We start from the raw sequence: 13300 nt of genomic DNA on the forward strand, positions 1-13300 counted from the left end.
GCTGTCTTCTCCTCAGCCGTGCTCAGGCGGTGCCGCCGCCGTCTGCGACGGCGGCGGCACCATAAGCGGGGTATAGCCCCGATTCTATCCTGCCTCCCCGCCGATCTCCCTGCTCAGCCGGGCGGCCAGCTCCGCGGGCGTGGGGTGGTCGAACGCGAGCGTCGCCGCCAGCTCCAGACCCGTCGCCTCGGCCAGCAGGTTGCGCAGCTCAAGGCCCGTGAACGAGGTGAACCCGGCCTCCAGGAAGGTGGCGTCCGGAGCGATCTCGGCGACGGAGTCGTGCCCGAGCACGGACGCCGCCGAGGACAGCACCAGTTCCAGGAGCTCCGCCTCCCGCTCCGCGGGGACGAGCTCGGCGAGGTTCCGGCGCGGGACGGGCCCTCCGAGGGCATCGACGACTTCGGGGTCGCCGTCCCGCGCCGGGGTCGAGGGGGCCGCCGGCTCCTCGGCGAGGCGTACGGCCGGGGCGTGCAGCCAGTAGGGACGCCGCTGGAAGGCGTACGGCGGAAGGGGCACCCGCCCGCCCGCGGGGGCGAGCCCGGTCCAGTCCACCGGGCGGCCGTGCGCCCAGGCCAGGGCGAGCGCCGAGAGCAGCGTCCGCGGCTCGGGGCGGTCGCCGCGCAGCGCCGGGACCAGGACCGGCGGCTCCTTGCGCAGGCTCTGCGCGGTGAGTGCCGAGAGGACGCCGTCCGGGCCGAGCTCCACGTACAGCCGGACGCCCTCGTCCTCCAGGTGCCGGACGCCCGGGTGGAAGCGGACCGCCTCGCGGACGTGCCGCACCCAGTGGTCCGGGTCGCCCAGTTCCCCGGCGCTCGCGGGCCGCCCGGTCAGGTTGGAGACCAGCGGGATCACCGGCGGCTTGAAGGACAGCGCCGCGACGGCCCGGCGGAACTCCTCCAGGACGCCGTCCATGTGGTGCGAGTGGAAGGCGTGGCTGACCCGCAGCCGCTTGGTCTTGCGGCCCCGCGCCCGCCAGTGCGCCGTGGCCGCGGCGGCCGCGTCGGCGTCGCCCGAGACGACCACCGACCGGGGCCCGTTGACCGCCGCGATCGACAGCCGGCCGCCCGCGAGGCCCCGCGCTCCCCCCGCGCCCTGCGCGCCTTCCGCCAGGAAGGCCTCGACCTCCTCCTCGGAGGCCTGCAGCGACACCATGGCGCCGTCGCCCCGCGCCGACTCCATGAGCCGGCCGCGGGCGGCCACGAGCGCCACCCCGTCCTGGAGCGTCAGCACGCCCGCCGCGTACGCGGCGGCCAGCTCGCCCACCGAGTGCCCGATCACGAAGTCCGGTACGAGGCCGTGGTGTTCCAGCACCCGGAACAGCGTCGTCTCCAGCGCGAACAGGGCGGCCTGCGCGTACCGCGTGCGGTCGAGCAGCGCGGCCTCGGGAGTGCGCGGCGCCGCGAACACGGCGTCCCGCAGCGGCCGTTCCAGGTGCGGGTCGAAGAGCCCGCACACCTCGTCGAAGGCGGCGGCGAACACCGGGTGGCACCCGTACAGTTCGCGGCCCATGCCGAGGCGCTGGCTGCCCTGGCCGGTGAAGAGGAACGCGGCGCGCGCACGGCGCTCGGTCCTGCCCCGGACGACGGCCGCGGACCGGCCGCCGGACGCGAGGTCCCCGAGGCCCCGCAGCAGGGCCCCGTGGTCCTCGCCGAGCACGACGGCCCGGTCCTCCAGGGCCGGCCGGGCGGCCAGGGCCCGCGCCACCTCGGCGGCGGTCGGTCCGGGGTGCTCCGTCAGGTGGTCGAGCAGCCGCCGCGCCTGCGCGGCCGGGGCTCCCGCACCCCGCCCGGACAGCGGCCAGGCGATCAGCGGGAGCGCGGCAGCCGGGTCGATCGCGGAAGCCTCAGGGGTCCCCGCAGCCTCAGTGGCCTCAGCAGCCCCCGAGGCACCGGCTGACTCCGCGGCCTCCGGAGCCTCCTCCAGGATCAGGTGCGCGTTGGTGCCGCTGATCCCGAAGGAGGAGACGCCGGCCCGGCGCGGCCGGCCCTCCTCGGCCGGCCACGGGCGCGGCGCGGACAGCAGCCGGACCGTGCCGTCCGACCAGTCCACGTGGGGGGTCGGCTCGTCCGCGTGCAGCGTGCGGGGCAGCACGCCGTTGCGCAGGGCCATCACCATCTTGATGACGCCGCCCACGCCGGCCGCCGCCTGGGTGTGCCCGATGTTCGACTTGAGCGCGCCCAGCCACAGCGGCCGGCCGGCGGGCCGCTCCCGCCCGTACGCGTTGATCAGGGCCTGTGCCTCGATCGGGTCGCCGAGCGTGGTGCCGGTGCCGTGGGCCTCGACGGCGTCGACGTCGGCGGGGGCCAGCCGGGCGTTGTCGAGGGCCTGGCGGATCACCGCCTCCTGGGCGGGCCCGTTGGGCGCGGTGAGCCCGTTGCTCGCGCCGTCCTGGTTGACGGCGCTGCCGCGGATGACGGCGAGTACGTCGTGGCCGTTGCGGCGGGCGTCGGACAGCCGCTCCAGGACGACCAGGGCCGCCCCCTCGCCGAAGCCGGTGCCGTCGGCGCCGGCCGCGAAGGACTTGCAGCGGCCGTCGGCGGACAGCCCGCGCTGCCGGCTGAACTCGGTGAAGAGACCGGGCGTCGACAGCACCGTCGCGCCGCCCGCCAGGGCGAGCGAGCACTCGCCCTGGCGCAGCGCCTGGACGGCCAGGTGGATGGCGACCAGGGAGGAGGAGCAGGCGGTGTCGACCGAGACGGCCGGGCCCTCGAAGCCGAAGGTGTACGCGATGCGGCCCGTGGCGACCGACGGCGCGGTGCCGTTGCCGATGAAGCCCTCCACCTCCTCCGGGATGCGGGGGAGCCGCGCCGCGTAGTCGCCGTACATCAGGCCCGCGAAGACCGCCGTCCGGCTGCCCCGCAGCTCGCGCGGGTCGAGCCCGGCCTGCTCCAGCGCCTCCCAGGCGGTCTCCAGGAGCAGCCGGTGCTGCGGGTCGGTGGCCAGCGCCTCGCGCGGGCTGAGCCCGAAGAAGCCCGCGTCGAACTCGGTGGCGTCCGGCAGGAAGCCGCCGTTGCGGGTGTACGAGGTGCCGGAGCGGTCCGGGTCCGCGTCGTACAGCGCGTCGAGGTCCCAGCCGCGGTCGTCGGGGAAGCCGCCGATGGCGTCGGTGCCGGAGTCCACGACCCGCCACAGGTCCTCGGGGCCCCGCACGCCGCCGGGGTAGCGGCAGCCGATGCCGACCACGGCGATCGGCTCCCGGGCCGCGGACTCGGCCTCGGTGAGCTTCTGCCGCGTCTCGTGCAGCTCCGCGGTCATCCACTTGAGGTACTCGACCAGCCGCTCCTCCTGGGAGGCGGGTTCGGCGGCGGTGTCCGCCCCGGTGGTGCTGTCTGTCGTCGGCGTCGTCACTTCGACCGGGCCTTCCTGCCGAATTCGCTGTCGATGAGATCGAGGAGGTCGCTCGTCGAGGCGGACTTGATCCGGCCGGCCACGTCCTCGGGGCCTGCCTCCGGGGAGCCCGCCGCTGTGGAGGCCTCCAGGCCGCTCAGCAGCTCCCGCAGTCGCCTGCCGACCTCCGTACGGGTGTCGGTGTCGGTCTCCGGCGTCAGGGAGAGGGCCTTCTCCAGGGCGTCGAGCCCGACGAGCGGGTCGGAGCCGGTGGCCGGGTCCGTGCCGGGAGCGGCCGCCGCCTTCGCCGCGGCCTCTTCCGCCCGGGTGCGCAGCAGCGTGGCCAGCGCGGCGGGCGACGGGTGGTCGAAGACCACGGTCGTGGGCAGCCGCAGCCCGGTGGCGGCGCTCAGCCGGTTGCGGAACTCCACCGCCGTCAGGGAGTCGAAGCCGAGCTCCTTGAACGAGTGCTCGTCGTCGATGAGGCCGGTGTCGCCGTGGCCGAGGACGAGCGCGGCGGTCTCCCGCACCAGGTCGAGGACCAGGCGCTCCCGCTCCTCCTCCGGCACCCCGCCGAGACGTTCGGCCAGGGAGCCCGACGGTGTCGCGGCGGCGGCCCGGCGCGCGGGCGCCGGCACGAGTCCGCCGAACAGCGGCGGCAGGAGTCCGGCCCCGGCGCGGCGCCGGAGTTCGGCGCGGTCCAGGCGCGCGGCGACGACGGCGGCCGGCGCGCCGGCCAGGGCGCGGTCGAGGAGGGCGAGCCCGTCCTCGGCCGCCAGGGGCACGACGCCGTCGCGGCCGAGCCGGTCGCGTTCCCGCCCGTCGAGGTGGCCGGTCAGCGCGCTGCCGTCGGCCCAGAGTCCCCAGGCCAGGGAGAGCGCGGGCAGGCCGAGGGCCCGGCGGCGTACGGCCAGACCGTCCAGCAGGGCGTTGGCGGCGGCGTAGTTGCCCTGTCCCGCGTTGCCCACCACTCCGGCGAGCGAGGAGAACAGGACGAACGCGGCGAGCGGCAGCTCACGGGTGAGTTCGTGCAGGTGCAGCGCCGCGTCGGCCTTGGCGGCGAGCACCGTGCCGAGCCGCTCCGGGGTCAGCGACTGGATCACGCCGTCGTCCAGGACGCCCGCCGCGTGCACGACCGCCGTGAGCGGGTGGTCGGCGGGGATCCCGGCGAGCAGTGCGGCGAGCTCGTCGCGGTCGCCCGCGTCGCAGGCCTCGATCCGGACCTCCGCGCCCAGCGCGGTGAGTTCGGCGGCGAGTTCCGTGGCGCCCGGGGCGGCGGGTCCGCGCCGGCCGGTGAGCAGCAGGTGCCGTACGCCGTGGTCGGTGACGAGCCGGCGGGCGACGAGCCCGCCGAGGGTGCCGGTGCCGCCGGTGACCAGGACGGTGCCGTCCGGGTCCCACGGCCGGGCCTCGGCTCCGGCCTCGGGCCCCGGTGTGTCCGGCAGCGCGGTGAGCCGGGGCGCGTACCAGGCGCCCTCGCGCAGGGCGAGTTCGCTCTCGGCGGGTCCGGTGCCCGCGGCCAGGGCCCGCAGCGAGGCGTCCGTGCCGTCGTGGTCCACCAGCGCGATCCGGTCGGGGTTCTCGCTCCGCGCCGTGCGCAGCAGCCCCCACGCGGCGGCGGCCGCCGGGTCGACGGTGTCGCCGTCCCGTACCGCGACCGCGCCGCGCGCGGCCACCAGGAGGCGTCCGGCGGCGAGGCGGTCGTCGGCCTGCCAGTCGCGCAGCAGCGCGAGCAGCGGATCGAGCACGGCCCGGACCTCGGCACCCGTCGGGACGGTGCCGGTCACGCCCGCGGGCTCCTCGGCCGCGGGAAGGACGGCGAGGACGGTGTCCGGCAGTCGCAGCGTGCCGTCGGCGACGGCCGCGCCGAGCTGGGCCGCACCGGCGAACACGGGCGCGTCGCCGAGCGCCGCGGCGAACGCGTCACCGCCCTCGCCGAGCACCGCCCACGTGCCCGCGGCCGGGGCGGCCGGTGCCGTCGGGGCGGCCTGACCGGCGGCCGTCCAGCCGACCGCGTACAGCGGCAGGTCCGCCGTGCCCCGCGAGCGCAGCGCGGCCAGCTCGGCGGCCGGCAGCGGACGCAGGGCCAGCGTCTCGACGTCGACGACGGGGAAGCCCTCCGCGTCGGTGAGCCGCAGGGCGACCGAGGTTCCGCCGGTCCTGGTCAGCCGCGCCCGCAGCGCCTTCGCGCCGGTGCGGTGCAGCCGTACGCCGCCGAAGGAGAACGGCAGCAGGACCTCCCCGGAGCCCCCGGAGCCGTCCGTGCCGGTCGAGCCGTCCGCGCCGGCCGGTGCGAGCGCCAGCGGGTGCAGGGCGGCGTCGAGGAGCGCCGGGTGGACGCAGTGGCCGGTGGTGGCTGCGTCCTCGGCGTCTTCGGGCAGCTCGACCTCGGCGTAGAGGTCGTCGCCGTCGCGCCACAGCGCGGTGAGGCCCTGGAAGAGCGGCCCGTACGCGTAGCCGCGGGCGAGCAGCTCGCCGTACGCGTCGCCGAGGTCGACCCGCTCCCCGGCCGGCGGCCAGGCCTGGTCCCCGGCGGACGCCCGGTCGGCGGCGGAGGCGGCGCCGAGCGTGCCGGTCGCGTGCCGGATCCAGTCCGCGCCCTCACCCGTCCGGGAGTGGATGCCCAGCGGCCGGAGGCCCGACTCGTCCGGCGCGCCGACCGTCACCTGGAGCACCGCCGCGCCCTGCTCGGCGAGCGGCAGCGGGGCCTCCAGGGTGAGGTCCTCGACGCCGTCCGCGCCGGTGCGGTCCGCCGCGTACAGCGCCAGGTCGAGGAAGGCCGTGCCCGGCAGCAGCACCGTGCCCTCCACCGCGTGCTCGGCGAGCCACGGGTGGGTGCGCAGGGAGACCCGGCCGGTGAACACGACCTGACCGGAGCCGGCGAGCGGGACGCTCGCGCCGAGCAGCGGATGCCCGGCCGTGTCCAGGCCGAGGCCGTCCGCGTCGACGGCCGCGCCGGTCCCCTCCAGCCAGTAACGCTGCCGCTGGAACGGGTACGTGGGCGGTCCCGCCGGGTCGGCGGGCGGCAGCGCGGGCCGCCACGCCGCGGGCGAGGCACCGGCGACGTGCGCCTCGGCCAGCGAGGTGCCGAAGCGGTCCAGGCCGCCCTGATCGCGGCGGAGCGTGCCGAGCGCGACCGCCGCGGCGCCCGCCTCCTCCACCGTTTCCTGGATCGCGGGGACGAGCACGGGGTGCGCGCTGGCCTCGACGAAGACGGTGTGCCCGGCGGCGAGCAGCCCGCGCACGGTCTCCTCGAAGAGCACCGGCTCGCGCAGGTTGCGCACCCAGTAGTCGACGGTGAGCTCGGTGCCCGCGAGGGGGCCGCGCGTGACCGTGGACCAGAACGGCACGTCCGTGGCGCGGGGTTCGATCCCCCCGAGCAGCTCGCGCAGCTCGTCGCGCAGCGCGTCGACGTGCGGGGAGTGCGAGGCGTAGTCGACGGGGATCGTCCTGGCCCGGACGCCCTCGCCGGTGAACGTCTCCTTGAGCGTCTCCAGGGCATGCGGGGCGCCCGAGACGACCGTGAGGGCGGGGCCGTTGACGGCGGCGACGTACGTGTCGTCGATCAGCCGCTCCCGTACGACGTCGGCGGGCAGCTGCACCGACAGCATGCCGCCGGTGCCCGCGAGCCGGGTGATGGCCCGGCTGCGGAGCGCGGCGATCCGGGCGGCGTCGGCGAGCGTGAGGGCGCCGGCCAGGTACGCGGCGGCGATCTCGCCCTGGGAGTGGCCGATCACCGCGGCGGGCTCCACGCCGTGCCGGCGCCAGAGCCGGGCGAGCGACACCATCATCGCGAACAGCGCGGGCTGGACGACGTCGACCCGGTCGAGCGAGGCGGCGCCGGGGTCGCCCGCGAGGACCGCGGTCAGGTCCCAGTCGGTGTGCGGGGCGAGCGCGTCGGCGCACTCCCGCACGTAGCCGGCGAACTCCTCGCTGTTCCGCATCAGTTCGCGGCCCATGGCGAGCCACTGGCTGCCCTGGCCGGGGAAGACGAACACGACGCGGCCGGGCTCGTGGCCCACCGTCGTGCCGGTCACCAGGCCGGGCACCTCCCTGCCCCCGGCGAGCGCGTCGAGGCCGGCGAGCAGGGCCGTGCGGTCGCCCGCGTCCACGACGGCGCGGTGGTCGAAGCGGGTGCGGGCGGCGAGCGTGCCCGCGATCTGTCGTACGGGCACGTGGGGGTTTTCGGTGGCGTACGCGTGGAGGAGGCGGGCCTGGTCCTTGAGGCCCTGTTCGGTCTTGGCCGACAGCAGCCAGGGCAGGTCGGGGAGTTCCTCCTCCTCGGTGGTCCCGGTCTCCTCCGGTGCCTGTTCGATGATCACGTGGGCGTTGGTGCCGCTGATGCCGAAGGAGGACACTCCCGCCCGGCGCGGCTCGTCGCCCGCGGTGCGCCACTCCTGCTCCTCGGTGAGCAGGCGCACGGTGCCGTCCGACCAGTCGACGTGCGTCGTCGGCCGTTCGACGTGGAGCGTCCGCGGCAGCCGGCCGTTGCGCATCGCCATCACCATCTTGATGACGCCGCCGACACCGGCCGCCGCCATCGTGTGGCCGACGTTGGACTTCAACGAGCCGAGCCACAGCGGATGTTCGGCGTCGCGCTCGCTTCCGTACGTGTTGATGAGGGCCTGTGCCTCGATGGGGTCGCCGAGGCGGGTGCCGGTGCCGTGCGCCTCGACCGCGTCGACCTGGGCGGGCGTCAGGCGGGCGTTGGCGAGGGCCTGGCGGATCACGCGCTCCTGCGAGGGCCCGTTCGGCGCGGACAGGCCGTTGCTCGCGCCGTCCTGGTTCGTCGCCGTGCCCCGTACCAGGGCGAGGACCGGGTGCCCGTTGCGGCGGGCGTCGGAGAGCCGCTCCAGGAGCAGCAGACCCGCGCCCTCGCCCCAGCCGGTGCCGTCCGCGGAGTCCGAGAAGGCCTTGGCGTGACCGTCGGGCGACAGCGCCCGCTGCCGGCTGAACTCGACGAAGCTCGTCGGGCCCGCGAGGACCGTCGCGCCGCCCGCAAGGGCCAGCGAGCACTCGCCCTGCCGCAGCGACTGCGCCGCCAGGTGCAGCGCCACCAGCGACGACGAGCACGCCGTGTCCACGGAGACCGCGGGGCCCTCGAGACCGAAGGAGTAGGCGATGCGGCCGGAGGCCACGCTCGCCGTGGTGCCGGTCGCCAGATAGCCCTCGACCGCCTCCGGCGCCTGCCCGAGCCGGGTCACGTAGTCACCGGCGACGACGCCCGCGAACACGCCCGTGTCGCTGCCGCGCAGCGTCGTCGGGTCGATCCCGGCCCGCTCCACGGCCTCCCAGGCCGTCTCCAGGAGCAGCCGCTGCTGCGGGTCCATGGCCGTCGCCTCGCGCGGGTTGATCCCGAAGAAGGCCGCGTCGAAACGGTCGGCGCCGGTGAGGAACGCGCCGCGCCGCGTGTACGAGGTGCCGGACCGGGCCGGATCGGGGTCGTACAGGGCCTCCGTGTCCCAGCCGCGGTCCTCCGGGAAACCGGTCACCGCGTCCGTACCGGACAGCACGAGCCGCCACAGGTCCTCGGGCGAGGCGACCCCGCCCGCGTAGCGGCAGGCCATGCCGACGATGGCGATCGGGTCCTCGTCGGCCGGCGCGGCCACGGCCGGCGTCGCGCGCCGGGCGGCCGGGGCCGCGGCCGGCTCGGCGTCGCCGAACAGACCGGTGCGCAGGTGCGCCGCCAGGGCGGCCGGCGTGGGGTGGTCGAAGACCAGCGACGACGGAAGCCGCAGACCGGTGGCCGCGTTGAGCCGGTTGCGCAGCTCGACCGCCGTCAGCGAGTCGAAGCCGACGTCCTTGAACGCCCGCTCGGGGGCGAGCGTGTCACCGGCGCCGTGCCCCAGCACCGCCGCCGCCTCGGCCCGCACGAGCGCGAGGAGCTGTCGGTCGCGCTCGGCCGGATCCACCGCCGCGAGCCGCTCCGCGAGAGACCCGGCGCCCGCCGGGGCCGGCCGGCCCGCCGCCGCGCGCCGGGTGCGCGGGCGCACCAGACCGCGCAGCAGCGGAGGCAGGGTGCCCGCCTCGGCGCGGGCCCGCAGCGCGGGCGGGTCGAGCCGCAGCGGGACGAGCAGCGGCTCGTCGGTGGTCAGCGCCTCGTCGAACAGCGCGAGGCCCTGCTCCGGGTCGATCGGCGCGAGCCCCGCCCCCGCGAGCCGGGCCAGGTCGCCCGCGCCGAGCGCGCCGGCCATGCCGCCGCCCCCGCTCCCGGCGCCGTCCGCCGTCCCGTCCGCGCCCCACAGGCCCCAGGCGAGCGAGACGCCCGGCAGCCCGTTGGAGCGGTGGTAGGCGGCGACGCCGTCCAGGAAGGAGTTGGTGGCCGCGTAGTTGGACTGCCCGGCGTTGCCGATGATCCCGGCGAACGAGGAGAACATCACGTACGCGGACAGGTCCAGGTCGTGGATCTCGTTCGTGATCAGCCAGGCCGCGTCCTGCTTGGAGCGCGCGACCCGGTCGAGCCGCTCCGGCGTCATCGACTCGATCGTGCCGTCGTCGAGCACACCGGCCGTGTGCACGACGGCGGTCAGCGGGTGCGCCGGGTCGACCGACGCGAACAGCCGCCGCACCGACGCAGGGTCGCCCGTGTCGCAGGCGACGACGGTGGCCCGGGCGCCGACCTCCGCGAGTTCGGCGACCAGCTCGTCGGCGCCGGGCGCCCCGGGACCGCGCCGGCTCGTCAGGAGCAGGTGCCGGACCCCGTGCCGGGTGGCCAGGTGGCGGGCGAGGAGCCGCCCGAGGGTGCCGGTGGCGCCGGTCACGAGGACCGTGCCGTCGGGGTCCAGGGCGCGCGGCAGGGTGAGGACCACCTTGCCGGTGTGCCGGGCCTGGCCCAGGTGCCGGAAGGCGTCCCGGGCCCGCCGGACGTCCCAGGCCTCCACCGGCAGCGGGCCGAGCCGGCCCGCCTCGAACAGCGCGAGGAGTTCGGCCAGCATCTCCCGGATGCGGTCCGGGCCGGCCTCCATGAGGTCGAACGAGCGGTAGACCACACCGGGGTGGGCCCGGGCCACCTGCTCGGGATCGCGGACGTCGGCCTTGCCCATCTCGACGAACCGGCCGCCCCGCGGCAGCAGCCGCAGCGACGCGTCGACGTACTCGCCGACGAGCGCGTCGAGGACCACGTCCACGCCACGGCCTTCGGTGGCGGCCAGGATCTCCCGCTCGAAGTCGAGGGTGCGGGAGTTCGCCAGGTGGGCGTCGTCGAAGCCCTGGAAGCGCAGCGCGTCCCACTTGGCGGGCGAGGCCGTGCCGTAGACCTCCAGACCCAGGGCGCGGGCGATCTGCGTCGCGGCCATGCCGACACCGCCCGCGGCGGCGTGGATCAGCACCGTCTGCCCGGCGCGGACGCCGGCCAGGTCGGTCAGCGCGTACAGGGCGGTCAGGAACACCACCGGCGTCGCGGCGGCCTGGGTGAACGACCAGCCGGCCGGCACCCGGGAGAGCAGCCGGTGGTCGGTGACCGCGACCGGTCCGGCCGCGCCCTCGGGGAAGAGGCCCATCACCCGGTCACCGGGCGCGAGGCCGACGACGCCGGGGCCGGTCTCCAGGACGTACCCGGCGCCCTCGCTGGCGATCGGCGCCTCGCCCGGGTACTGGCCGAGGGTGATCAGGACGTCGCGGAAGTTCAGGCCCGCGGCCCGCACCTGGACCCGCACCTCGCCCGGGGCGAGCGGCGCGGCGGGCGCCTCGGCGGGCAGCAGCGCCAGGTTCTCCAGGGTGTCCTTGGCCGTCGCGCCGAGCCGCCAGCCCCCGCTCCCCGCCGGGACGGGGAGGCGCCCCTCGGGCGCACTCGGCGTCAGCCGGGCGGCGAGCACGGTGCCGCGGCGGAGCGCGAGCTGCGTCTCGTCGGGCGTGTCGAGCGCCGTGCCGAGCGACCGGTACGAGGCCTCGTCCCGGTCCACGTCGACCAGCAGGAAGCGGCCCGGGTGCTCGGTCTGCGCGGAGCGCACCAGACCCCACACGGCCAGGCTCTGGTCCCGGATCGACTCGTCGTAGCGGGTGGAGACCGCGTTGCGGGTGACGACGACCATCCGCGAGTCGGCGAACCGTTCGTCGGCCAGCCAGCGCTGGATCAGCCCCAGCATCCGGTGCGGCGCCTCGCGGGCGATCGCCACCGGGTCGTACGTGCCCCGGGGCGGGCGTCCCGGCGTGAACGGCACCAGGACCTCGGCCGGTACGGGCCCGTCGGCGGCGGCCAGCGCGTCGAGGTCGGCGTACCGCACCGCGCCCTCGCCCAGGGCGTCGCCGACGCCGATGGCGTCCGGTCCGACCACGGCGCGGACCGGTGCACCGGCCGCGGACCCGTCGGTGCGGGTCACGACGGCGCCGGGCACCGCTCGCCAGTCGACCCGGAACAGCGCGTGCGAGCGGTCGCCGGAGGCGGCGGTCGCGGCGCCGATGTCGGCCGGGCGGATCAGCAGGGCGCCGACGTCGACGACAGGACCGCCCTCGGGGTCGTCGGCGGTCAGGGTGACCGTGTCGGCGCCGGACCGGGTCAGCCGGACCCGCAGCCGGGCCGCGCCCGTCGCGTGCAGGGTCACGTCGGACCAGCTGAACGGCAGCCGGACCGCGTCCGGAGCACCGCCCACCAGGTCGAGGAGGAGCGGATGGAGCGCGGCGTCGAGGAGCGCGGGGTGCACCGGGTGTCCGAGGGCGTCGGCCTCCCCGGGCAGCTCGATCTCCGCGTACAGGTCGTCGCCGTCGCGCCAGGCCGCCGTCAGACCCCGGAAGGCGGCCCCGTACGCGTAGCCGTGGGCGTTCAGCTCCTCGTAGAGGCCGGTGAGGTCGACCTGCTCGCCGGGCGGCGGCCACGCCAGGGACGCGCGGCCCGCCCCCGTGCCGCCCGGGCCGGCGGAGAGGGCGCCGGAGGCGTGCCGGGTCCACGACTCGGCGTCCTCGCCGCGCGCGTGGACCGTGAACGCACGGCGATCGGAACCGGCCGCCGAGTCGACCACCACCTGCAGCTCCACCGAACCCTTTTCGCGCAGGGCGAGGGGTGCTTCGAGGGTGAGGTCCTCCAGGGTCGGCGTGTCGGTGTGAGAGGCGGCGTGGAGGGCGAGGTCGGTGAAGGCGGTGCCGGGCAGGAGGGTGGTGCCGGAGATGGTGTGGTCGGCGAGCCAGGGGTGGGTGCGCAGGGAGATCCGGCCGGTGAGGACGAGCTGGTCGCTGTCGGCGAGGGTGACCAGGGCGCCCAGGAACGGGTGTCCGGCGGAGACGAGCCCGGCGGACGTCACGTCGGTCCCGGAGGCGTTCGTCCGCTCGACCCAGTAGTGCTCGTGCTGGAAGGGGTAGGTGGGGAGGCCGTCGGGGATGTGGGTGGGGGTGGGGGGTTGCCAGGTGGCGGGGGTGTGGCCCGCGGTGTGGAGGCGGGCGGCGGCGGTGGCGAGGGTGGTGGGTTCGGGGGTGTTCTTGCGCAGGGTGGGCGCGAGGACAGCGGGTTGGGTGAGCGTGTCCTGGGCGAGGGCGGTGAGGGTGGCGTCGGGGCCGAGTTCGAGGTAGCGGGTGGTGCCGTTGGCTTCGAGGTGTTGGATGCCGGGGTGGAAGCGGACGGCCTGGCGGATGTGTCGTGCCCAGTAGTCGGGGGAGCGGAGGTCGTCGTCGGTGGCGGGCAGGCCGGTGACGTTGGAGATGACGGGGATCCTGGGGGCGTGGAAGGTCAGGCCGCTGATCGCCGTGCGGAACTCGTCGAGGACCTCGTCCATGTGGGCGGAGTGGAAGGCGTGGCTGACCGTCAGGCGTTTGGCGCGGCGACCGAGGTCGGTCCAGTGCGCGAGGGCCTCGGCCACGGCGTCCTCGTCACCCGAAAGAACCGTCGCCTCCGGGCCGTTGAGTGCTGCGACGGTCAGTCGGCCCTCGTAGTCGGCCAGGAAGGACACGGCCTCGTCCTCGGTGGCTTGGACGGCGAGCATGGCGCCGTCGTTGCGGGCGGTCTGCATGAGGCGGCCGCGGACGGCGACGAGGGTGACGGCGTCGG

The 13300-nt window shown here is 76.5% G+C and carries 2 protein-coding genes; both read right to left on the reverse strand.

Annotation, left to right across the window (positions count from 1 at the left end):
• Positions 1 to 84 precede the first annotated feature (84 nt).
• Positions 85 to 3348, reverse strand: a complete 3264-nt coding sequence (locus ACFYUZ_RS23320; RefSeq protein WP_389312167.1) for a type I polyketide synthase — start codon at positions 3346 to 3348, stop codon at positions 85 to 87.
• On the reverse strand, positions 3345 to 13300 hold a 9956-nt coding region (locus ACFYUZ_RS23325; RefSeq protein ID WP_389312169.1), incomplete at its 5' end, for an SDR family NAD(P)-dependent oxidoreductase. The genes ACFYUZ_RS23320 and ACFYUZ_RS23325, both read right to left, overlap by 4 nt.

The organism is Streptomyces sp. NPDC004266 (assembly GCF_042874095.1).
Taxonomy (GTDB): domain Bacteria; phylum Actinomycetota; class Actinomycetes; order Streptomycetales; family Streptomycetaceae; genus Streptomyces.